At 62.9% G+C, this 22,527-nt stretch carries 20 protein-coding genes; 12 read left to right on the top strand and 8 right to left on the bottom strand.

Features of this window, described 5'->3' with window-relative positions; all coding sequences use genetic code 11:
• Nucleotides 1-114 precede the first annotated feature (114 nt).
• Nucleotides 115-1,062 carry an IS110 family transposase gene (locus PFLQ2_RS25875; RefSeq protein WP_003178485.1) on the top strand — a complete coding sequence of 316 codons (948 nt, stop codon included), beginning with the start codon at nucleotides 115-117 and terminating at the stop codon, nucleotides 1,060-1,062.
• A gap of 131 nt (nucleotides 1,063-1,193) precedes the next feature.
• On the opposite strand, the gene PFLQ2_RS25870 is transcribed toward PFLQ2_RS25875, so the two are convergent.
• Nucleotides 1,194-1,832 carry an HD domain-containing protein gene (locus PFLQ2_RS25870; RefSeq protein ID WP_003177407.1) on the bottom strand — a complete coding sequence of 213 codons (639 nt, stop codon included), beginning with the start codon at nucleotides 1,830-1,832 and terminating at the stop codon, nucleotides 1,194-1,196.
• A 201-nt stretch (nucleotides 1,833-2,033) separates the two neighbouring features.
• On the opposite strand from PFLQ2_RS25870, the gene PFLQ2_RS25865 reads away from it, so the two are divergent.
• Nucleotides 2,034-2,999, top strand: coding sequence for a GlxA family transcriptional regulator (locus tag PFLQ2_RS25865; protein ID WP_003177408.1), 966 nt, complete (start codon nucleotides 2,034-2,036; stop codon nucleotides 2,997-2,999).
• A 12-nt stretch (nucleotides 3,000-3,011) separates the two neighbouring features.
• On the opposite strand, the gene PFLQ2_RS25860 is transcribed toward PFLQ2_RS25865, so the two are convergent.
• From PFLQ2_RS25860 to PFLQ2_RS25845, 4 genes are all read right to left on the bottom strand, one after another.
• The gene (locus PFLQ2_RS25860) at nucleotides 3,012-3,353 is read right to left on the bottom strand and encodes a carboxymuconolactone decarboxylase family protein (protein ID WP_003177409.1); all 342 of its coding nucleotides are present in this window, start codon (nucleotides 3,351-3,353) and stop codon (nucleotides 3,012-3,014) included.
• Nucleotides 3,354-3,452: 99 nt separating this feature from the next.
• Entirely contained in the window at nucleotides 3,453-5,858 is a 2,406-nt protein-coding gene (locus PFLQ2_RS25855) for a penicillin acylase family protein (RefSeq protein WP_003177410.1), read from the bottom strand.
• Nucleotides 5,859-6,142: 284 nt separating this feature from the next.
• A complete protein-coding gene (locus PFLQ2_RS25850) occupies nucleotides 6,143-8,269 on the bottom strand; it encodes a hypothetical protein (protein ID WP_003177411.1) in 2,127 nt (708 codons plus the stop codon).
• Nucleotides 8,270-8,280: 11 nt separating this feature from the next.
• Nucleotides 8,281-8,769 (bottom strand): CesT family type III secretion system chaperone, encoded by a 489-nt coding sequence (locus tag PFLQ2_RS25845; RefSeq protein ID WP_003177412.1) that lies wholly within the window; start codon nucleotides 8,767-8,769, stop codon nucleotides 8,281-8,283.
• 157 nt (nucleotides 8,770-8,926) lie between these two features.
• On the opposite strand from PFLQ2_RS25845, the gene PFLQ2_RS25840 reads away from it, so the two are divergent.
• The gene (locus PFLQ2_RS25840) at nucleotides 8,927-10,051 is read left to right on the top strand and encodes a transglycosylase SLT domain-containing protein (protein ID WP_003177413.1); all 1,125 of its coding nucleotides are present in this window, start codon (nucleotides 8,927-8,929) and stop codon (nucleotides 10,049-10,051) included.
• A 35-nt stretch (nucleotides 10,052-10,086) separates the two neighbouring features.
• Here PFLQ2_RS25840 and PFLQ2_RS25835 read toward each other — a convergent pair whose 3' ends face one another.
• Nucleotides 10,087-11,244 carry an EstA family serine hydrolase gene (locus PFLQ2_RS25835; RefSeq protein WP_003177414.1) on the bottom strand — a complete coding sequence of 386 codons (1,158 nt, stop codon included), beginning with the start codon at nucleotides 11,242-11,244 and terminating at the stop codon, nucleotides 10,087-10,089.
• A gap of 165 nt (nucleotides 11,245-11,409) precedes the next feature.
• Here PFLQ2_RS25835 and PFLQ2_RS25830 point away from each other — a divergent pair, with 165 nt between their 5' ends.
• Entirely contained in the window at nucleotides 11,410-12,624 is a 1,215-nt protein-coding gene (locus tag PFLQ2_RS25830) for a cytochrome P450 family protein (protein ID WP_003177415.1), read from the top strand.
• 112 nt (nucleotides 12,625-12,736) lie between these two features.
• On the opposite strand, the gene PFLQ2_RS25825 is transcribed toward PFLQ2_RS25830, so the two are convergent.
• Together PFLQ2_RS25825 and PFLQ2_RS25820 are read right to left on the bottom strand one after the other, a co-directional pair.
• Nucleotides 12,737-13,333 carry a GNAT family N-acetyltransferase gene (locus tag PFLQ2_RS25825; protein ID WP_003177416.1) on the bottom strand — a complete coding sequence of 199 codons (597 nt, stop codon included), beginning with the start codon at nucleotides 13,331-13,333 and terminating at the stop codon, nucleotides 12,737-12,739.
• The gene (locus PFLQ2_RS25820) at nucleotides 13,330-13,881 is read right to left on the bottom strand and encodes an RNA polymerase sigma factor (protein ID WP_003177417.1); all 552 of its coding nucleotides are present in this window, start codon (nucleotides 13,879-13,881) and stop codon (nucleotides 13,330-13,332) included. The genes PFLQ2_RS25825 and PFLQ2_RS25820 overlap by 4 nt, the downstream gene beginning before the upstream one ends.
• A gap of 318 nt (nucleotides 13,882-14,199) precedes the next feature.
• On the opposite strand from PFLQ2_RS25820, the gene PFLQ2_RS25815 reads away from it, so the two are divergent.
• From PFLQ2_RS25815 to sctR, 8 genes are all read left to right on the top strand, one after another.
• Nucleotides 14,200-15,327, top strand: coding sequence for a TyeA family type III secretion system gatekeeper subunit (locus tag PFLQ2_RS25815; protein WP_003177418.1), 1,128 nt, complete (start codon nucleotides 14,200-14,202; stop codon nucleotides 15,325-15,327).
• Nucleotides 15,324-17,411: a type III secretion system export apparatus subunit SctV gene (sctV, locus tag PFLQ2_RS25810; RefSeq protein ID WP_003177419.1), complete on the top strand. Its 2,088-nt coding sequence runs from the start codon at nucleotides 15,324-15,326 to the stop codon at nucleotides 17,409-17,411. The genes PFLQ2_RS25815 and sctV overlap by 4 nt, the downstream gene beginning before the upstream one ends.
• 154 nt (nucleotides 17,412-17,565) lie before the next feature.
• Nucleotides 17,566-18,447 (top strand): FHA domain-containing protein, encoded by an 882-nt coding sequence (locus PFLQ2_RS25805; protein WP_003177420.1) that lies wholly within the window; start codon nucleotides 17,566-17,568, stop codon nucleotides 18,445-18,447.
• Complete coding sequence (locus PFLQ2_RS25800) at nucleotides 18,447-19,805, top strand: FliI/YscN family ATPase (protein WP_003177421.1); 1,359 nt, start codon at nucleotides 18,447-18,449, stop codon at nucleotides 19,803-19,805. The genes PFLQ2_RS25805 and PFLQ2_RS25800 overlap by 1 nt, the downstream gene beginning before the upstream one ends.
• A complete protein-coding gene (locus PFLQ2_RS25795; protein ID WP_003177422.1) occupies nucleotides 19,792-20,211 on the top strand; it encodes a hypothetical protein in 420 nt (139 codons plus the stop codon). The genes PFLQ2_RS25800 and PFLQ2_RS25795 overlap by 14 nt, the downstream gene beginning before the upstream one ends.
• Nucleotides 20,204-20,773 carry a hypothetical protein gene (locus PFLQ2_RS25790; protein ID WP_003177423.1) on the top strand — a complete coding sequence of 190 codons (570 nt, stop codon included), beginning with the start codon at nucleotides 20,204-20,206 and terminating at the stop codon, nucleotides 20,771-20,773. Before PFLQ2_RS25795 ends, PFLQ2_RS25790 begins: the two co-directional genes overlap by 8 nt.
• Nucleotides 20,770-21,870, top strand: coding sequence for a type III secretion system cytoplasmic ring protein SctQ (gene sctQ / locus PFLQ2_RS25785; protein WP_003177424.1), 1,101 nt, complete (start codon nucleotides 20,770-20,772; stop codon nucleotides 21,868-21,870). The genes PFLQ2_RS25790 and sctQ overlap by 4 nt, the downstream gene beginning before the upstream one ends.
• Nucleotides 21,867-22,520, top strand: coding sequence for a type III secretion system export apparatus subunit SctR (gene sctR / locus PFLQ2_RS25780; RefSeq protein ID WP_003177425.1), 654 nt, complete (start codon nucleotides 21,867-21,869; stop codon nucleotides 22,518-22,520). Before sctQ ends, sctR begins: the two co-directional genes overlap by 4 nt.
• The last annotated feature ends 7 nt before the right edge of the window (nucleotides 22,521-22,527 follow it).

Raw genomic sequence — 22,527 nt, forward strand, 5'->3', positions numbered from 1 at the left:
CCTTTCACCCAAGCGCCGATAAAGAATGCATCTGGCCTAGACCGACGATAGGAACAAGCCTGCGCCTCTGGGTGAACCCTTCAAGTGTTCAAACCTTAGCCCGGAGGATTTTCAATGGCAATGCCGGTTTCTGTCGTAAAGCCGATCGTGGGTGTTGATGTCGCCAAGGATGAGTTGGTGATTTATCACGCAGAAACAGATCGACTCGAAGCGATCCCCAACACCAAAGCTGCGATCAAGAAGTGGCTCAAGGCGTTGCCCGCGCCAGTGGATGTCGCCATCGAAGCCACCAATATCTATCACCAGGAATTCGCCGACCTGGCTTATGCGCAAGGTTGTGTGATCTACATGATCGGCGGCTACGAGCTCAGCCATTACCGCAAAGGTGTCAAAGTTCGCGCTAAAACCGATGCGCTGGATGCTCGGTTGTTGGCTCGTTACTTGAACAACGAAGGCCACCAGTTGCACCCATGGACCCCGCCATCGCCCCTGTATTGCCGGCTTATAAGCCTTTTCCGGCGCCGAGCAGCCTTGGTTCAGGCGCGTGTCAGCCTCAAGCAAAGTTGGTCCAACGAACCGTTGCTCAAAACGGCGTTTGAGCACCAGATAAAGGCCATGCAACGACTGGAAATCTTGCTCGAGAAAACAATCCAGACGCAGTTGGAAGCAGCTGGCTTGAGCGCTCAGCTCAAGCGTTGCATGAAAGTCGAAGGTATCGGCCTATTGAGCGGTGCCCGTTTGCTCACGTCGTTTCAGCGTGGGGATTTCAGAAATGCCGATGCCTTCATCGCTTTTCTGGGCCTAGACCTGCGTATATCGGATTCAGGGAAAAAGAAGGGACGCCGCTGTCTGTCTAAGCGAGGTGACCCAGAGGCACGTCGATTGATGCATAACGCCGCGATGTCGGCGAGACGTACAGCGGCATGGAAGGGTTTTTATGAGGCACTGAGGGCCCGGGGACTCAGCACAACCGAAGCATTAGTTGCACTGGCCCGCAAGCTTGCTCGAGTGGTATTCGCCCTGCTGAAGAACCAGAGCGAATACTTACCGAAAGGCATTTAAGGGGTAGCCCCGCACCATAGAATCTCCCACAGTTTTTTGTGCTGTTCACAAAACCATGTTTCGCCGCAGTCCATTGTGGGAGCGGGCTTGCCCGCGAAAGCGATGGGTCAGTCAATGAAGAAGTGGGCAGGTTACGCATTCCAGGGTGATGTGCGGATGAGCTGCACGAAGTTCATCGGCTTGAACCCCGGTTCCTGATCCACCAGCACATCCGTCTTCACATTGCCGAAGGTTGTCAGCGGGCGATGGCGCAGGCCGTCGGCGAAGGCGCAGATGATGCATTCCTTGAAGCCTTCTCCTCGGGGATGGGCGTGTACCACGGCATCCCGCTGCGCTGCCGGGAAAGCGGCGTAGTCCATGCCCAGCACGTCCATTTCCACCCCAGCGGTGACCAGGGCGACGGTGGGGCGCAGGTGTTTCGGTACGCCGGGCGTGGTGTGCAGGGCGATGGACAACCAGACCTGCTCGATATCGTCATCGCTCAGCCCATAGGGTTTGAGAAACGCCGCGGCAGCGTTTGCGCCGTCCACTTCGAAACGCTCGTCGTCGCTGCGATGACCGTCCACCAGGCCCAGGTCATGGAACATCGCGCCGACGTACAGCAGCTCCGGATCGTAGGCCAACTGTCGACGCTGGCCGCTCAAGGCGCCGAACAGGAAAACCCGACGAGAGTGGTGATACAACAGGTCGGATTCGATATCACGGATATATTCAGTGGTGGCGCGGGCGAGGGCGCTGTCAGGGATGGTGATGCCGGCAATGCTGTTCATGCTGCTCTCCTCTTGACGGTGCGCCAGGGTTGGCGCCGAGGGGTTCAGTCTGTTCGCCGGCGTAAACCGGGACAATCGCCCCATGGCAACGATCCTTGCCATTTAGCCCGGGTTTCGTGCCAATTGGCTTCCAGTGGGTGGATTGGCTAGGGTGCGGGTGTCACAGGCTGCGATTTCTTCCATTCGAAGGTAAGCGTGAACATGCACAAAACCGTCGCCATCGTAGTGTTTGCAGGCGTCCAGTCGCTGGATGTGACCGGTCCCATGGATGTATTCAGCGAGGCCAATCGGTTCCTGCCCCCCGAGGATCATTATCGGCTTGAGGTGATTGGCGTCGAGCAGGGCGCCATGCCTTGTTCCAACGGTTTGTCCCTCAATGCCCATCGGCATTTCAGCGACGCTTCCCAGGCATACGATTTGCTCCTGGTAGCGGGCGGGCCGCGATTGCCGTCCATGGACTTTGGCCCCGCATTCGATGCCTGGCTGCGGGATGCCTGCGGACGGGCACAGCGCTTTGGCTCGATCTGCAACGGCGCCTTCATGCTCGCCCGGGCGCGATTGTTGGACGGCAGGACCGTCACCACCCATTGGGGCGACGCCGTGGCGTTGGCACAGATGTGCCCCACGACCCGGGTCGAAGCGGATCGTCTCTACGTGCAGGATCAAACGCTTTACACCTCGGCCGGGGTTAGCGCGGGGATCGATCTTTCGTTGTTCCTGCTGGCCCAGGACCATGGCCCGGACGTGGCGCTGAGCGTTGCCAAGCGGTTGGTGGTGTTCACCCAGCGCGCGGGTGGGCAATCGCAGTTCAGCCCTTTCCTTACTCCCCATGCCGAGCCGACGTCCACCGTGGCCCAGGTCCAGGCGTATGTATTGGCGAACTTGAACGGTGACCTGGCCATCGCCGACCTGGCCGACGCCGCGAACATGAGCCAGCGCAACTTCTCTCGGGTCTTCACCCGCGAGGCGAAGGTCACGCCGGCGGAGTTTGTCGAACAGGCCCGGGTGGACGCGGCGCGGGTGATGTTGGAAAGCACCCGCGCCCCACTCAAGACCGTGGCCTGGCAATGTGGCTTTCGCGACGCCCAACACATGCGCAGTGTGTTCAGTCGCAGGCTGGGGGTGACCCCGCAGCAATTCCGATTGAATTTCGCGGCGATGGTTTAGGTTCGTCGCCTCTCACTTCTTCAGCGCGTCATGGGCCTCCAGCGCCCGCAGGGAGTAGATGTACGCCGCGCCGGCATTCAATGACACCGCCGTGGCCAGGGTGGCAGCGATTTCTTCGCGGGTGGCGCCGGCCTTGATGGCGGCGTCGGTGTGAACGCCGATGCAGCCATCACAGCGAGTGGTGATTGCCACGGCGATGGAGATCAGCTCACGGGTCTTGGCGTCGAGTACGTTGTTTTCGGCTGCAGCTTCATCCAGGGCCATGTAGGCCTTGACCATCTTCGGGTTGCTTTTGCCCAAGGCGCCGAAGGCGCTCTTGATGGTAGGCAGCAGTTCGGACCAGTTATGGAACATGGCGTTGACTCCTTTGGCAGTGATGGGGACAGCGAGCCCTTGTAGTCTTGACCATGAATGGCAATCAAGCCCGCTGCCGATGAAAAATAACAGCGCGAATCATGGCGTTCTGGCCGGCAGCAGCTTCAAGGTGCCACGGGTGTTGGCCGTCACCTCTTCCTCGGCCAGGTGCGCCTGTTGATACAGCCCCTCGATGTACGCCTCGGCCTGGTCTTCGTAGTGCTTGTCGAACGGCACGCCGCTCTGGCCAACGGGATTGATCGTGACACTGTGGGCCGGGTCGGCGAAGTCGATGATACGGCGGGTAGAAGGCCCGTAGGTCACAGGCCAAGGCGCCGGGCCGATCTTGGCCGAGAGGTTGTTGGGCACCTCGTGGGTGCCGGGTGCGGCAAACGGGCCGACGTTGAAGATCCGGTCCAGCGGCTTTTGCATACCCAGCGGGTGGCCGTGAGTGAGGGTGTGGGCCTTGCCCCACTGCCATTGCGTGGCGTCGTCACCGAAAGTGGCCTTCAGGTGCGCCAGGCTCCTGTTCCAGGCCGTTTTGACGATGTCGCTACGGGTTTCCTTGCCCAGCGTCGTGCGGTCGTCCCACCAGGGGGAATCTTTCGATGCTGCCAGGCGCGGCAGGGCTGCGTCGATCACCCGGGTCGACAATGCTGTTTCGAAGAAGCCATCGCCCAGCTCGTCGCGCAGGGCGGCATCGGCCAGGTTGAACAGCAACTGGTTGAACAGCGTGGCGCTGGTGGAATCCAGGGGGTAATCGCCCTGCCATTGGGCCAATTGCTCGACCCATTTGCGCTCCCCCGGGTCGCTGACCACCTCACGCAACACCGGCAGCAAAGGCGCAAGCAGACGCGGGCCATAGGCAGTGGTCGTGCCCAGTTGCAGTTTCTGGGTGGTCTCGATGTCCCACTTCGCCTGCTTGTCGCTGAGCAGCAGGTTGAGTTGCTGGCCGCGGTCGGCGAGGTTGTAGTAGCCCGGGATCTCGATGCCGCTGGCCGCCACCGGCTGGAAGTTGGCCGAAATGATATAGCCCCGCGCCGGGTTCTCTTCCTGCGGGTTGCTGCTGAACGGGTAGAAGCCTTCTTTTTCCGCCTCCGGGCTGCTGCCATCGAGGATGAAGCCGGGCTTCACGCCGGCCGGCCGCTTGGGCAACTGCGCGGCGGCCCACCAGCCAATATCCCCTTTGGCATTGGCCCAAACCACGTTCAGCCCGGGAGCATGGATCTTCGCCGAGGCACCACGGGCCTTGGCGAGGGTGTCGGCGCGGTTGAGCTGGTAAAAGGCCTCGAGGATCGGGTTGCGACTTTCCAGGAAGCCCCACCACATGGCGACCGGCGTCTTGCCGGCACTCGCCCCAAGGGCATCGTTGACAATTGGGCCGTGGGGCGACTGGCGCAGCACCAGCGTCACCGGCGCCTGGCCCTTGACCGCAATCTGCTGTTCGCTGCGCGTCATGTCTACCCATTGCCCGCGGTACCAGACCTGTTCGGGATTGTCCGGGTTGGTCTTCTCGGCGATCAGGTCCAGGTCGTCGTTCTGGAACATGGTGATGCTCCAGCCGAAATCCTTGTTCATCCCCAGCGTCGCGAAGGGCAACAGTGCCTGGTAATGCCCATAGAGCTCGAAACCCGGCGCTGAGAGATGCGCCTCGTACCACACCGACGGCGCGGAAAAGCGGATGTGCGGGTCGCCCGCCAGCAACGGCTTGCCGCTGTGGGTGCGGCTGCCGGAGACCGCCCAGGCATTGCTGCCTTCGAATTGCGGCAGGCCGTTTTCGGCCAGGGCCTGTTCGCTCAGGCGGGCGAGGGCGTTCAGGCTTTTCCAGTCGCTGTCGGCCAGGGGTAAACCGGCCTTGCGACCTTCGGCCAATACGCCTTGGGGCTGCCAGTCCAGGTCGAAAATGTTCAGGTAGTCGGTGCCCAGTTGATCGCGCACGTAGGTCAGCAGCGGTTCGGTGCGAAAGGCCGCGGCAAAACTGTAGGCCATGTAGCCGGTGACGCTCACGGTGTCCTCGGCAGTGAAGGGCCGCTTGGGAATGCCCAGCACGTCGAACTCCACGGGTCGGGTGTGGGTGTCCTGATAGAGATTGATGCCATCCAGGTAAGCCTGCATCGCAACCCAGGCCGGCGATTGCGGATCCTGTTCCTTCACATAGGTCGCGGCACGCTCGCGGATGCGCAGGCTGCGCATCAGTTTGTCGGTGTCGAGCAGCTTTGGCCCGAGCACCTGCGCCAGCTCACCACGGGCGAGGCGGCGCATGATCTCCATCTGGAACAGCCGATCCTGGGCGTGGACGTAGCCGAGGGCGCGGTACAGGTCGGTTTCGTTTTCGGCGCGGATATGCGGCACGCCGCGTTCGTCATAGCGCACGGTCACCGAGCCGTGCAGCCCTTGCAACTGCACCGTGCCCTGGCGGGTGGGCTGCTTGCTGTAGAGGTAGCCGCCCGCGACGATGATGGCGGTGACGACCAATGACAGGAAGGCGATGAGGGTGCGTTTCATGGTGATTCCTTGTTGGGTGACAGCGGTTCCATGGCTTCGCTGTTCATGACTTCTTTAACACGTCGGTGCGTACCTGTGCATCGCTCGTCTGAGCGATTTTCCTCAGGCGGTCGAAAGGCTATCGTGGTTCGATGCTGTAATCACGTCGGTCGACATCGAAGAGCAGGGGGATATGAGTCGGCGTGTGTCGCGAGGGCCGGCCACGGGGAGTATCCCTGCGGCCGGCGTTGGAGGGAGGTATCAGTCCTGGTTATCGGGCCGCCACGCGACGCTCGATGGCTTCATCAGGCTGGCCGGGTGGTGGGTGCTGGTTCGTTGGACGGCCCGCCTTGGGGCCGCGCTTCGCCTCGTTCTGCCAGTTGAATGTCGTCGCCAGAGGTTTTTTTAGGCCTCGTTGCCATCCTCTGAGCCCAGTCGGTAGTCAGGTTGAGCCCCGCGATAGCGGTTTGCGGAACGACTTGGGTAAGGCCGCGGGTCACGTGGTAGGTGTTTTCGAGGTCGCGCCGCCAGCCTTCTGGCTGGGTGTGGGGCAGACCGTCTCGATTTGGGTTTGTAACGTTCTGCAGTGGTACGTTTGCTCGCTTGGTCAGGTCGTCCGTGCCGCTCAGCGCCTTGTTTTCGAGCGGCGCCGCCACGCTGTTGGCAAAGAACGGAAGCAGTGTCAGGCCGGAGGAGAAAAAGGTGGTGACGATCTGTTCCATCTTTTCTCGCAACTCCGGATTCTCGTCCACCGCGGCTGCGTCGCCCACCGCTGTACGCATGGCGATCCCTTCGCCTACGCCAACGATCCGGTTGGCGTAGTCGCTGACGTTGGTCATGCTGATCGGGTTGAGTTTTCCTGCCGCTTCGGAAAATGCCTTGGGTAGCAGTTCGCTCCAGTTGCGGTTTTCCCTTGTTACCCGGTAGGTAGGAATCTCCTCGTCACCGTGGGTTTGTGCGTATTTCGCCACTGCCTGGCCACCGGCCATGAAGGTGCCGCCCACTGCGGAGGCAGTTGTGCGGGCGAGGATCCCGCCGGCGTTTACCGAGGTGAACTGATCAATGGTATCGCGCACAGCATGGGCGGCCCCAAAGGCGAGGTAGCCGGTGAAATCGCCACTCATGGTGCCAAAATTGTTCGCGTTCTGTTTGAGCTTGAAGTCGTTGCGCTTTTGCTCCTGTGTCAGGTTGAGCGCGTCGCGTCCAGTGTTTTCGACCCGACGCCCGTCCTGCGTGACGACATTCAAGGCCTTGGGATAGACCGACAACGGATCGACCTTTTCCAGGCCTGCACCGATGGTCTTGTCGACAACGACCTGGACGAACGGGCGGATGCCGTCGCTGATCACTTTGTGGGCGGCGCCAAGGACTGTCGAGGTCGCCGCGACATGTTTGCCATAGGAGGCGTCCGCCATTTTTTCATCGATCGACGCCGTGATGGCGCCAAAGTGACCCGCAGACGCCACGCCCTGTGGGATCCCCGCACCGGCAAATACCGCCAGGCCCGTTACAAAGCCGGTCTTGGTCTTGAGGTCGGCGACATAGTCCTGGCGTGCGACGTTCTTCAGCGCGGTGTCCAGTACCTCGTTTTTCTTCGTCGCCGTCGCCAGTGCGCTTGGCGTGTTCGGCTTGTCGTCATCGGTCTTCAGCAACTCGCCAAGCTCCTCCCGGACCTCGCGCAACTGGCCCAATTGATCCTGCGCCCGGTCCCGCTCGGCCTGGGGAAGGCTCTCGTTGCCAGCGGCTTGTTGCGCATGCTCGATTCGGCTTTCCATAAAGGTGTTCAAGCGCGTGGGCATGTCTTGTGTCATGGCTTGCATGACACCCTTCGCATAACTGCGGAAGGCTTTGTGGCTATCTTGCAGCAACTTGCGATCTTCCCCTTCCGGGGTTTTATCGATGACTTCCTGGCACAACGAATGATAGGCGCCGAGGGTATTACCCATGCGGTCGCAGTGTTTGTCCCAGACGGCTTTGAAGCCACCGTCTTCTTTCCTGTCGTCCTCGTTCTTGCCCAGGTATTCGTTGAAGTCCTTGACGAATGCTTCGGTTTCTTCGTGGCCCGACAGCATCGGGTGGGGCGTGCCACCCAGTGTGGTCAAGTGCTTCTGTACGTCTTGATAGCTGGTCCCTGGCGCGTAGCCCAATATTCTGCCTTCCAGGATCATGTGATCACGTGCATAGCCGATGGGGTCGCTGTCAGGGTTCTTCTTGCCGAGGCTGTTGACCAGTCCTGTCAGGCGCTGTTGCCGGGTCTTGAGTGTTTTCTGAGTCTCATCGGTCGGTTTTCCTTCGAAGTGATAAGGCACGAGGGGATTGGTGGAGGGACGAACCTGCCCGGCCAGGCTGGTTCCCACCGGCGTGATCCGATCGTCCTGTTGCTGGCGCAACGCCGCGGAACTGGTGCTTTGTCCTACTGATAAATCAGGCATGTGGTGTTCTCCTAGATTGACAGGGCGTTGTTGAGCCCGGAGCTACGGGGAGTGGGTTTGTGCTGGGTGGTCTTGGCGCTGTCGCTTGGGCTGGCACCGTCGAAGAAGTAGCCGTCTCGCCAAATCAGCGCCATATCGGCGGCGGCGCCCATCAGACCGAGCAGGCGCTCGGCCGCAAGCTCCTCCAGCGGCACGTGGCCGATCAGGATCACTTGTTCGCTGTCGCGGTTGTAGGACAGGGAAGGGCAGAACGCCCCGCTCAGCAGGTACAGGTTGGTTTCCAGCAGCCGTTGCAGGACCGCTTCCCGATTCGCCACCGGCAATGGCCCGAAGCTGCAATAAATAAAGACGTCTCCCTCACCCACGCCTGGGGTGTGCTTCAGGGAAAAGTCCACATCCTTGACTGACAGGTTCGCCTGTTCGTAGAACGCTGACGGGGTGGGGATCATCGTGAGTTCGCACAGCTGGTCGATCAGCCTGCAATAGGTGGGTGACGCCATGGTTGACCTCGCATTGTCGCGCCGGCGCCGACGAGCGCCTGCTAGCCCATGGTGAGTGACACCTGCGTCATTTCAGTTCCCGCCCACCGTTGGCGCGTGGAACCGCTGCCCTGTGATCTGCCACCCAATGGCGCCACCTCATTCAAGGTTGACCGCCATGTCCCGTTCACTTGCACGCTCGCCGGCCCTGCGCTTCGCCCCCAAAGGCTTGTCCATGCTTGCCATAGGCACCTTGTTGTACGGCTGTCAGCATCTCGAACCGCAGCTGACCATCGGCGATCCCTTCGCCAACGAGCCCTACCGTTCCCAGTTGCGCTGGCTGGAGCCGGCGCCCACGGACACCCTCGTGCAGATCGACGAGTTGTCGGGACAAAACAACGGCAGCCTGTGGGCGCGTATGCGCCAGGGATTTTCCCTTCAGGCCAGGACCCGGGGCGTGGCGCGCATCGATGAGCAGCGCCGCTGGCTGCTGGAACGTCCGGCGTTTCTTACCCAGACCGGACGCGCCGGCAGCCGTTACTTGCACTTCATCGTGGGCGAGCTGAGCAAGCGCAATATGCCGCTGGAGCTGGCGCTGTTGCCGGCCATCGAAAGCGGCTTCAACCCGAACGCCCAATCGCCTGCCCAGGCCATGGGCCTCTGGCAGTTCATTCCCGCCACGGGGCGCCGCTACCAATTGCAGCAGCGAGGCGACTATGACGAGCGCCGGGACATTCCATCCTCCACCCGGGCTGCCCTGGATTATCTGTCCTACCTGCATGACTACTTCGACGGCGACTGGCTGCTGGCGCTGGCCGCCTACAATGCCGGCGAAGGGCGGGTTCGCGACGCCATCACGCGCAATCGTGCCCGTGGCCTGGCGACCCGTTACTGGGACCTGTCGTTGCCCGGCGAAACCCAGAACTACGTGCCCCGGTTGCTGGCACTGTCGCAACTGGTGAATTCCCCCGCCGACTATGGCGTGAACCTGGCGCCCATCGCCGACCAGCCGTATTTCCAGATGGTTGCCTTGACGCAGCCCGTGGACCTGGCGCGCCTGGCGACGTTGTCGGGGGTGCATGAGCGCGAGTTGCGCATGCTCAACCCCGCCGGACGCGGCCGGGCCAGTGGGCGGCTGCTGATGCCCATGGAAGCCTCGCGCAGGTTGTTGGCACAACCAGACATGATCGCCAAGGCGGCGCGCCCTCACGTGGCCGGTGGCGAAGAGCCCTTGGTCGCCTCGCCCGATACCGGCACGGCCGAGCCGCAGGTGGCGGAGGTGGCTGCGCCACCAGGGGTGTGAGCCAAGGCCCACCCCCGAGCAGACCGCGCATTGAGTCAGAGGCAGGCCATCGCGACGTTGGCCAGGCCTCGTGCGCGAGGGTCCATCAAGACGTAGGAACCGATGGTGTTACAGGCGAAGCCGAACGCCACCCCGCGCTCAGGGTCGGCAAAGCCGATGGTGCCACCGGCGCCCATGTGCCCGAACGCCTCGGCCCCCATGCCGTAGCTGCCGTTCGCCACATGCGGTTGGTTGAGCATGACACCCAGGCCGAAACGCGCAGGGGTCTGCAGGGTCGGGTCGTACCCCGCACTGTGCTCGCGCAACATTTCGTTGAGCAGCGGCGACTCCAATAACCGTCCATCGAGCAGGCCCGCGTAGAACGTCGCCAGGCTGCGGGCATTGCCGTGTCCGTTGGCCGCCGGTTGGGTCATGCGCTTCCAGCCGGCTTCGTTGCTGCGTCCCAGCACCATCGGCGGGTTGGCGAAGGCCAGCGCGCTCATGGCGGTCGGTTCGTTGAGCACGAACTGAAGCACCCGGGCGAAGGCCTCGTCGTCGATCTCGTCCTTGGTGCGTGCCATGTAGGCGCATCGAGCGATGGCTGCATCGTCCAGGCCGAGGTGGAAATCCAGCCCGAGCGGCACCGCCACCCGTTGGCAGATGCTCTGCGCCGGTGTCTGGCCGTCCACCCGGCGCAGCAATTCGCCGAGGATCCAGCCGAACAGTAACGGCGAATAGGTCTGCTGTTCCCCTGCGGCCGCCCATGGATGCTCTTCGGCGATCAGGTCCGTCATGGTGGTCCAGTCGTAGAGGGTTTCCGGTGCCAACGGCGTGCGCAGCGCCGGGAGCCCGGCGCGGTGACAAAGCACTTGACGCAGGGTGATGGATGCTTTGCCGGCGTTGGCAAAATCGGGCCAGTAATGACAGATCGGCGCGTCCAGCTCCAGGCGTCCTTCGCCCACCAGTTGCATGATCGCCACCGCCGTGAACGGCTTGGTGCAGGAGAACAGATTGAGCAGTGTGTCGCGTTGCCAATGGCTCTGCGGCTCTGGGCCGGCAATGCCGGCCCAGAGGTCGATCACGGTTTCGCCGTCAATCTGGATGCACAAGGCGGCGCCGCGTTCGAAGGGGCTTTGCATCAGCTGGGTAAAAGCTTTTTTGACCGGTTCGAAGCGGGTGTCGCATTGGCCATGGATAGCAAGTGCACGCGTCATGTCAGCTCCACGAAGGGATGGTGTTTTCCCTTGAGTGACCGTGGCGGGGCAAACGGTTCATCGACAGCTAGACGCCCATGTGGAGAGCGAACTTGCTCCCCCAGGGATCTTTTTTGGCGAGCCGTGCCACTCAGGAGCAACGATGCATGCCTTTGGAGAGTGTTCATGGCTTACGAGCGTACCCTGGATTGGAACAGCGACGCGTTTCGCGGCGAAGCTTATCGGCATTATGCGGCGCTGCGCGAGGCCTCTCCGGTGTTCCTCAGCCAGCCTGAGGGGCAATTGCCGATTTGGTATGTCACCGGCGCCCGGGAAGTCGAGGAGGTGCTGCTCGACAGCGACCGCTTCGCCCGTGACCCGTCACGGATCGATCCACAGTTCGCGGCGATGCTCGGCGGCGAGCAATCCATCGCATTTCTTAACGACCACATGCTCAACCGCGACGGGGACGACCATCGCAGGTTGCGCCGTTTGGTCAACAAGGCCTTCACCCTCAAAGCGGTCAACGCCATGCGCCCGCGCATCCTGCAGATTGCCGAGACGTTGCTGGACCCCGTGGGGCCGAACGGGCAGATGGACGTGGTCAGTGAATACGCATTTCCCCTGTCGATCATTGTCATCGCCGAACTGCTCGGTGTCCCCGCTCAAGACCGGGACGATTTTCGCCGCTGGTCGCAGATGATCGTCCAACAGGTCGGGCAGGACTTGAGTCAATTGCAGCGTTGCTACAGTGAATTCGCCGCCTACATGCTCGCCTTGATCGATCAGCGCCGGGCGCAACCGACCAACGATATGATTTCGGCGCTGGCACAAGTCGAGGAAGAAGGCCGGATGCTCAGCCGAAGTGAGCTGTGCAGCATGATCGCGCTGCTCATCATCGCCGGCCACGAGACCTCGGCGTCGATGATTGGCAACGCCGTCCACATGCTCTTGCAACACCCCAGGGCGCTGGCGCGCTTGCGTGACGAGCCGGCACTGATGCCCAACGCGGTCGAGGAGTTCTTGCGTTATGACTCGTCGGTGGAACGGGCAATGGTGCGCTTCGTCACCCGCGACACCGTCCTGGCCGGCCAACATTTGCAACGCGGGCAACTGCTGGTTGCGGTGGTGGGCTCGGCCAACCGTGACGAAGCGCTGTGTGCAAATCCTGGCACACTCGACGTCGCTCGCCCGGCTTGTCCGCACATGGCGTTCGGCAAAGGTATCCACTACTGCCTGGGTGCCTCGCTGGCCAGGCAAGAGTTGGAGATTGCCTTGAGCACACTGCTGCGGCGATGTCCCGGCTTGCAATTGGCCGTTGACCCCGGCGCCATACGCTGGCGCTACGTTCCCAATTTCAGGGGCCCGCAAGCGCTGCCGGTGTGCTGGTCAGTGGACTGACGCAATCGCAACGCGCGATGAGACGCCAGGAGGCGCCCACCTCAAGAAACGGGATGGGCGCGAAAGCTGAAAAATACGGCCCGCCCGGCCAACCGCCGGGCGAGCCGCAGGTTCACGCCAGGCTGGCCTGCGCGTCTTGCCTTTGCACGAGGGGCTTGGCCGGCGCAGTGTCGCTTGGCGTCAGTTGCAAGCCATAGAGCACCACGTCCGCACGGGTGTCGCCGAACCGCGCGATGCCGGGAAAGCGGCCCCACAGCGTTGCGCCCAGGCCTTGCACGCCGCGTTTGCTCGCCTCGTTATGCTCGATGATCCAGGCCACCAGCGTCTCGAAACCATAACGCTTGGCCAAGGTGACGGCGGCCTGGCCGAGGCGAATGCCAACGCCGCTTCCGATGTGGTCGTTGCGTACGTAGATCGACACTTCGCCGGTCAATCGGCAGGCCTGGGCGCCCCAGCTGAAGCGGTTGACGATCAACCAGGCGATGACTTCGCCCCCCCGTTCGAGTACGTAGATCGGATCCCCTTCCTTGACGAAACAGTCGACGAAGAAGGTCATTTCCTTCAGGGAAAACGCTCTGAGTACCGGAGAACTGGTCCCTCCCAGAGCGCTTTCGTTGAAGATATCCGTCATCACCGGCAAGTCATCAGGGGTGAAACGGCGCACACCGCGCGGCAGGTCGGGCCGGTTGTTCAAACGATTGCCGGTCATGGCTGTACCTCCCCGTAGACGCTTCGCTTGAGTTGTTCGCGGGCGCGAAACAACCTGGAGCGCACGGTGCCGATGGGCACGCCCAGTCGCTCGGCGGCGTCGCGATAACTGCTCTCGGTGTCCACGGCGGTCCACAGCGTATCGCGCATGTCCTTGGGCAGCGCATCCATGGCCAACAGCGTGCGGTCCAACAGTCGACGGTGTTCGCACTGCTGGCTCAGATCGGTGCCGTCGCTGGATTCGATGAACTCGCTTTCATCGAAGGTACTCAGCGGCGGTTGTGCGTAGAAGCGCCGAAAATGATTGCGGATGAGGTTGAGGGCGATGCCACACAGCCAGGTGTCCGGCTTTGCCAAGCCCTTGAATTTCTCCTGGTTGCGCCAGGCTTCCAGATAGGTGAGTTGGACGATGTCGTCGGCGTCGTCCTGGTTGAGTACACGTTTTTGCACAAACAGACGCAGCTTGCGTTCTTCGCCGAAGACGAAGCTGGTTGCGCGGGCGCCGGATCGGACGGTCCCTGGGGGTGTCATGAGGTTCAGACTGCTCATTGATGTATCCCTCTGAATGGATTCCATAGCGTCGACAGCAAGGTCGACCTGACCCCTTCAGCAGGAGCTGTGCCATACCTCTGTTTATTTTTATCTATCTGATAAACAAGGGTTTTATCTGTCTTTAAACACGCGTTCGGTGCAAAGGGCTGCGCAGCGGCTACAAGATCCGCTGCACTAATTTGCACGGACGAGGATCGGCTCAAGGGTCTGTGTGTCGTCGCCGCTGGAGGCCTGCGCAAAAGGCTGTGCAGGGATGGAACTCAATGCGCACTCGCCGCCACCCACTGAGCGTCCCAAACCACGCTCGCGGCCATCATGAAAGTAGAAGCACCGATCAATACGCGCATTGCCGTCAATCTTGCCCAGGCCGCTTCGGCGGTGGCGGGCCTGGGCAGGCCTGGCGAAACGTTGCAGGCCGTGCAGTCCAACTCGATGGAGGAAGTCGGCATGACCTTCAGCCATCATGTGGAGCGCAACACCAAGGCGCTGAGCCAGCGGCGTATTCGCAACGCCCGCAGCGAGGTGGGGCAGGCGCGGGTCGAGACGCGTGAGCAGCTGGAAGAGTGGTACGACCAGCTCGGTCATCCTGGCAAGCAGAGCCTCGGGGCGATGGCTGCCCAGGCCGGCATACTATTGAATGGCGAGCCGGTGCTCGAAGAGGTGGTACAGGCCACCGGTGGTGATCCGGCCCGTACCGACCTGATCCTGCAGCAAGCGTTGCGTGATGCCGAGGCGCAAGGCCGCCTCGTCGAAGCCAGGCGTGCGCGCGATTACCTGCAGCTGTTGCGCGAACGCTATGGCGCACAAATCCAGGCGGGCATGAACATCGCCGAAGCGCTGCGTGCTTCGGGCGGTGACCCCGAGCTGCGCCAGGCGGTCAGGCGACTCTATTACGACACGGTGGTGCTCAAGCAGTCGTTGCCCACCATGATGCAGGCGTTGCTGGGACTGTTCGGCGAAGCGGCATTCGTTTCGGGGCTGGACATGATGCGTCGGGCGCTGGCGGACGACATCGCCGCGCAGACACCTTCGCGGCCAACCGCCCTGCTGCGCACGCTGCTGATTGGCCTGGCTGCCTCGACCCAGCTCAGCAGCGTGCTGCAAAGTTGCCGCCAGTTGCTGGAACAGTTGGCCTACAGCTGTCCGGCCAGCCAGCTCACGGCCGTGCTGTTGCTCCAGCGCATGCTGGGATTCGTCAGCAGTGGCCTGTCTTCGGCGGAAGTACGCCGCATCGGTCGGGAATTGGGTGGCGAACTGGAGCGGGATCAATTGGTTTGCCTGAACGGGTTGTACCCGATGCTCAAGCGCATGCCCGTGGCCCTGTGGCGCGATGGCAAGAGCCGTCAGACCGCGCTGAAGAACCTGCTGGTATTGCTCGATGAGCGTTCCCGGGGCGAACCCCGCACACAGACCGCCCGCCCGGTCATCGGGGGCCGCCCATGATCGCCCTGTTGAACAAAGTGGCCGGTGAAGCAGTGCGTCGCGTCGAAGTGGTCGGGGCGTTCGTGGTGCTCGGCATTGTATTCATGTTGATCCTGCCTTTGCCGACCTCGGTGGTCGATGCGCTGATCGCAATCAACATCTGCATCTCCTGCCTGCTGATCGTGCTCTCGCTGTACCTGCCCCGGCCGCTGGCGTTTTCCTCGTTTCCGGCGGTGCTGCTGCTGACCACGCTGTTCCGGTTGGCGCTGTCGGTGGCAACCACACGATTGATCCTGCTCCAGGGCGACGCCGGCCATATCGTTCAGGCGTTCGGCAATTTTGTGGTGGGAGGCAACCTGGCGGTCGGGTTGGTCATCTTTCTTATTCTGACGGTGGTCAACTTCCTGGTGATTACCAAGGGCTCCGAGCGGGTCGCCGAAGTGGCGGCGCGTTTTACCCTGGACGCCTTGCCGGGCAAACAGATGTCCATCGACAGCGACCTGCGTGCAAACCTGATCGATGTCAGCGAAGCCCGCCGGCGTCGCGAAGAGCTGAACAAGGAAAGCCAACTGTTCGGTGCGATGGACGGGGCGATGAAGTTCGTCAAGGGCGACGCCATCGCCGGCCTGGTGATCGTGGTGATCAACCTCATCGGTGGTTTCTCGGTGGGGATGCTGCAACACGACCTCGGCGCCTCCGAATCGATGCACTTGTATGCCGTGCTGACCATCGGCGATGGTTTGATCGCGCAAATTCCGGCACTGCTGATTTCCCTGACCGCCGGCATGATCATTACCCGGGTATCGCCGGAAGGGCAGCCGGCGGGTAGCAGCGTTGGCAAGGAAATCGCCAAGCAATTGACCGCCGAACCCAAGGCCTGGGTGATCGCTTCGGTGGGGATGCTCGGCTTTGCCGCCTTGCCCGGCATGCCCACGCTGGTGTTCATCGTGATCGCCCTGATCACCGGTACCACAGGCATCGTCCAATTGTATTCACGCGCGCGTGAAGCTCGCCGGGGCGACCAGCCGACGGATGTCGTGGCTCCCGAACACAACGGCGCTGAAGACCTGCGCAGCTTCGACCCAACCCGTGCCTATCTGCTGCAGTTTTCCAAAGCGATGGAAGGCAACGCTGCGGCCGAAGACGTCATCCAGGCCATCCGCAAGAAGCGCAATGGATTGGTGGCCGGCTTCGGCCTGACCTTGCCACCCTTCGAGATCGAGTACAGCGCCACGCTGGAGGATGACGAGTTTCGGTTCTGCGTGCATGAAGTGCCGATGTTGCGGGCTACCTTTGGAGAGCGTGTCGCCGTGGCACGTGGGCCGCTGCCGTTCGAGCCTAGCGATGCGCGAGTAGGCAGCGAGGTCCGTGACGAGCACCAGTGGTTGTGGCTGGCGCCAGATGACCCGCTGCTGGCGGACGAACGCGTGGAGGCAGTGTCGGCAGCCGAGTTGCTGGTGGAACGGATGAGCCGTGCCATGTTTGCCACGGGGCCGCAATTCCTCGGGCTTCAGGAAAGCAAGTCGATTCTCAGTTGGCTCGAAGCCGGCCAGCCGGAGCTGGTGCAGGAACTGCAGCGAACCATGCCGTTGGCCCGTTTTGCCGCCGTGTTGCAGCGCCTGGCCGGGGAGGGTGTTCCGCTGCGCGCGGTGCGCCTGATCGCCGAGTCCTTGATCGAACATGGGCAGCATGAGCGTGACGTCGGTGCGTTGACCGACTACGCGCGCATCGCCCTGAAGTCGCAAATCTATCACCAGTACCGCGACGAAGCGGGCCTGCACGTGTGGCTGCTGACGCCGGAAACCGAGGGGCTGTTGCGCGACGCGCTGCGCCAGACCCAGACAGAAACCTTTTTTGCCTTGGAAAGCCTGCATACCCGTGCCTTGGTGATGCAGTTGCGCGAAGGCTTTCCGTTGCGTGCCAGGCGCGTGGCCGTGCTGCTGGTGGCCCAGGACCTGCGCGCACCGCTGCGTGATTTGCTGCGTGACGAATTCAATCACGTCCCGGTGCTGGCCTTCAGCGAGTTGCACAGCAACGCCCAGGTCAACGTGCTGGGTCGTTTCGATCTCGAACAGGAACACTTGCGAGTGGAGGAAGCCGCGTAACGGACGGGCTTGGCGCGTCGGGACCGTCGTCGCGCAACGATGCAAATCCAGGTGCGTTCGACGGCCTGGCTGTGACAGGAGAAGGGGGGCGCGAGAGCCCCGCCGTACAACCGGATTGAGGGCGAACATCGGTCGCCCCTTTGAGGACTTGGCCATGTTCGAACTGCGGGTATTGAGTGGTCTGCATCAAGGCGCGGCATTGCCGCTGGTGGGCGAGCAGTGGGTTGTCGGAGCGGCGGAGGATGCCGACCTGGCGCTTTACGATCCGGGTATCTGCGCCCGTCACGTACGCCTGAGCCAGAGACAGGGCGAGTGGCTGTTGGATCGGTTGGAGGGCACGGTGGGCGATACCGAGGGCGAGCCTCAGGTGCTACAGGCCAACACGCCGTTTTCGGTGGCGGGTGTCTGGTTGTGCCTGGCCCTGGCCGATCAGCCTTGGCCGTCCGAGGCGGTGCTCGATGACGCTGCCCCGATCGGTGCGAGCCAGGAAACCCTCAAGCCCGCCGCGCGGCCGTCATGGCCCAAGCGCCTGGCGATCGCCGCGACGGTGATCACCGTTGCCTCCAGCGCCTGGGCATTCACCAGTCAACCGACGCAGACCGTGGACCGCAGCCCGGCCCAGCCCCTCAAGCGCGTCAAGGTGACATTGGACAATGTCGAGGCGGTGCGCCTGGAGCTTGACCGCATGCTGCAAGAGCGTGATCTGGACGCGGGCGTGCGGGTCGAGGTGGATAACGATCGGCTCGTGCTGGTGGGTGAACTGCCACGTCAACGCCTGGCGGTGGTCGAGCGATTGATCGAGCGCTTCAATGACCGCTATGACACGCCGGTCACCCTGACGGCCAATGTGAAGGAACACCTGACGCAACTGCCCTTTCAGATTGCCCAGATCGTGGGCGGCAAGCGCGGCCATGTCGTCACGTCGGATGGGCGCCGGCTGTTTCTGGGGGACCAGATCGATGGCCTGCGCTTGACCTCGATCGACAGCGGCAAGGTCGTTTTCGAGGGTGATCAACGCTACGAGGTCACCTGGTGATGACGCAGGCGGCCATCGCCCGCCTTGAGGACTGGGAAACCAGGCAGCGCGTCCATTTGCGTCGGTTCGCGCCGGTCGTGGTGCGCGGGCGGGTGCAGCGGGTCAGCGGCATATTGTTGCAATGCCGCCTGCCTGGGGCACAGATCGGCGACCTGTGCCGGGTCGAGCGCGATGCACGGGAATCGCTGCTGGCTGAGATCGTCGGCTTCGATCAGCACGACGCTCTGCTCAGCGCCCTCGGTGGCCTGGAAGGCGTGCGGGTTGGGGCGGCGGTGGAACCGCTGGGCATGCCGCATCGGGTATGCGTGGGGCCGCAATTGCTCGGCCAAGTGCTGGATGGGTTCGGTCGGCCGCTCGTAGACGGCGGTGCGGGAGCGTTCGCCGATGCACATGTGTTGCACGCGTCGGTGGTGATTGGCGAGGCCCCGGCGCCCACCGCAAGGCCGCGCATCCAGCGGCCCTTGATGACCGGTGTGCGGGCCATCGACGGCCCGCTGACGCTCGGCGAAGGCCAGCGTGTGGGCTTGTTCGCCGGTGCCGGTTGCGGCAAGACCACGCTGCTGGCGGAGATCGCCCGCAACGTTGACTGCGACGTCATCGTGTTCGGCCTGATCGGCGAGCGTGGTCGTGAACTGCGCGAGTTCCTCGACCACGAACTCGACGATGAGCTCCGTGCCCGTGCCGTCCTGGTGTGTGCCACCTCCGACCGTTCCAGCATGGAACGCGCCCGCGCGGCGTTTACCGCCACGGCATTGGCCGAGGGCTTTCGCGCCCGCGGCCAACGCGTGCTGCTGCTCATCGATTCGCTGACCCGGTTCGCCCGCGCCCAACGGGAAATCGGCTTGGCCGCAGGCGAACCGTTGGGGCGCGGTGGCCTGCCTCCGTCGGTCTACAGCCTGCTGCCGCGCCTGGTCGAGCGGGCCGGGCTGACCAACGAAGGCGCCATCACCGCCCTGTATACGGTGCTAATCGAGCAGGACTCGATGAACGATCCGGTGGCGGACGAAGTGCGTTCTTTGCTTGACGGTCACATCGTGCTGTCACGAAAGCTCGCCGAGCGCGGCCATTACCCGGCGATCGACGTGCTGGCGAGCCTGTCGCGAACCCTGGCCAACGTAGCCGAGGCGGAGCACCTGCGGGCGGGCATCAATCTGCGTCGGCTGCTATCGGCCTATGAGCAAATCGAATTGATGCTGCGCCTGGGCGAATACCAAGCCGGCGCCGACCCGCTGACCGACCTTGCCGTGGAGTCGCGTGGTGCCCTGGATGCGTTCCTGCGCCAGGACCTGCGCGAGCCTGCGCTGTTTGCGTCCACGCTCGATCATCTCCAGCAGTTGACCGCCTATGTCCCGGGCTGACCTGAACGCCCTGGCGCCCGTGCGCCGCCACCGCGAAGCGCAAGCTGAACGGGTATGGCACCAGCAGCGCGACCTTTTGCGCGAGCGGGAAGCGGCGCTGGTTGCCGCGCGGGCGCAATGGCAGGCCGCCGCTGAACGGCAGGCGGCGCAGCGCGAGGCGTTGTACGACGAACATCGGGGGCGGGCGGTAAGTGCGAGCCAATTGAAAGCCTGGGGCACGCAGGAGCGTCGCTTGATCGGCGAGTTGGCCGAGCAGGCGCGTGCCGTGCAGGTGTTGGATGAGCAACAGGCGCAACAGGCCCGCAACACCGAAGCCGCCCAACAGCAGTTGCAACGACGCCGGCGTGACCTGGAAAAGCTCAAGGCATTGATGGAGAGCCTCGTGGAGATTCCCTGTGATGAATGAATGCACCGTGGGCAGTGGGTCGACGCCCCGTCACGAACCTTCGACGCCCCCCGTCCGGCATCCGTTTCGGGCCTGTGAGCCGCCGCCCGTCCAGGTCAGTCGGGCGACGCGGCCAGCGGCGCGCGAGCCTGCGCCGGGTGCTGGGCGCGATCCTGATGGCACGGTGGGGCGCAGCGACAGCTACTGGTTTCGCCAGTGGGTCGATGCGCCACAGGGCGACTCGCAAGATGACACCGCAGGTACCGGTTCTCTGTCTGGGCGGTTGAGCCTGGAGGGTGGCGACGTGGAGGCCTTCGTCGACCAGCTCACGCCACGCTTGCAGGCCACGCTCGACCAGCAACTGGACCTGCTGCTGCATCTGCCGAATCTGGGCCGCATCCGGGTGGCCGCACGGCGCTTGGGCGGGGCGTCGGGTTGGGACATCGGCCTGAGTGGCGAAAGCGATGAGGCACAGGCGCGACTGTCGAGTCGCTCCGGCCGCCTCGAAGACGCCTTGACCCAGGGCTTGGGCCAGCGAGTGATCGTGCGCGTGGAGCGCGAAAAAGAGGAAAGCCTGACATGACCGTCCGCGCGTTACCGCTACCGCGTATCCGCACCGAGGACGCCAGCGCCCGGCAGCTTTTAGGGATAGGCGTCAGCTTGCCCTTCGAGGTTGCCGGCGAGACCGGGCTGCTGGAGCTGACCCTGGGCAGCGGCCCCGAGGGCGCAGCGCCCTGTGTGCTGGAATGCGCCCATGGCGTTTTCACCCTGAGCGAGCCCGGCGCGGTGTTGAGTCTGTTCGGTGAGTGCCCGGTGGTGCTGCCTGCCGACCCCGGGCCGGATGACGCGTGGTTCTGGGCGCTGTTTCATCAAACCCTGAGCGAGACCCTGCGTCAGGCATTCGGTTATCTCAAACCGGTGGCCACGCCCAGCGCCCCTGGCATCGGCTGTCGGCTCGAAGTGAGGCTGGGGACGGCGTGCGTCGTCAGTCATCTGGAAATTGCCGGATCGATCCTGCTGGCGCTGCTCCGTGGCGCTCCCTGGCAACGCCGTGCAACACCTTGGATCGAGGGCCTTGAGCTACGCGTGCCGTTACTGGTGGGCCAGTTGGCACTGCCCGCCGGGCAGTTGGCGGCGCTGCGCCCCGGTGACGTATTGGTGCCGGAAACAGCGTTGTTCGATTCGTCCGGCCAGGGACTGATCCACTTGGGCCGGCATTGTTTGCAGGTGTGCGTGCAAAGCCGTACCGCGCCGTTGCGCCTGACCGTATTCGCTCTGGAGGAGACCGTTATGAGCACCACCACCGATACCGATATCCTGACGCCCGACTGGGACGATACCGCCCGATACGAACCCGATGCCCAAGCCGACGAGGCGGCAGCGCATCCGGTATCGCTAGCTGCCGATACCCCGGCCGAGGTGATGGCCGAACCGATCGCCGTCGATGCCAACGAGCGCTTCGATGACCTGCCGCTGGCACTCACGATACGCTGCGGTCACTTGAGCCTGACCTTGGCCGAACTGCGCAACCTGGCGCCCGGTGCCGTGCTGCAAGTGCAAGGCATGGCTCCAGGAGGCGGGGCGCTGTTCTATGGCGAACGTGCCCTGGCCCATGGCGAGTTGGTGGAGGTCGATGGCCGGCTGGGCCTGCAAGTCGCCCGCGTGGATGTGGCTGGATGAGTTTCCAGGGGGTCGACCCCTTTCTGCTGGCGCTGTTCATCGGTGGGATCTCGCTGGTGCCGCTGCTGCTGATCATTTGCAGTGCCTTTCTCAAGATCGCCATCGTATTGACGATCACCCGCAACGCCATCGGCGTGCAGCAGGTGCCGCCGAACATGGCGCTGTATGCGATTGCGCTGGCCGCGACGCTGTTCATCATGGCACCGGTCGGCCACAACATCGCCGAAGCGCTCAAGGAACGGCCACTGGATTTCAGCAACAGCGAGGCCTTGCAGGAGACGGCCTTGAACGCAGTCAAGCCGCTGCAAGCCTTCATGTCGCGCAATACCAACCCGGACATCCTTGCGCACCTGCTGGAGAACACCCAGCGCATGTGGCCCAAGGAGCGCGCCGAGCAGGCCAGCCGTGACGACCTGATGCTGCTCATCCCAGCGTTCATGTTGTCGGAGCTCGAAGCCGGTTTCCAGATGGGGTTCCTGATCTACATCCCGTTCATCGTCATAGACCTGATCGTGTCCAACCTGCTGCTGGCGCTCGGTATGCAGATGGTCGCGCCCATGACCATTTCGTTGCCGCTCAAGTTGCTGATCTTTGTCCTTGTGCAGGGCTGGACGCAGTTGCTCGACAGCCTCTTCTATTCCTATCTTTGAGGACCTG

It is taken from the genome of Pseudomonas fluorescens Q2-87 (assembly GCF_000281895.1).
GTDB lineage: Bacteria > Pseudomonadota > Gammaproteobacteria > Pseudomonadales > Pseudomonadaceae > Aquipseudomonas > Aquipseudomonas fluorescens_S.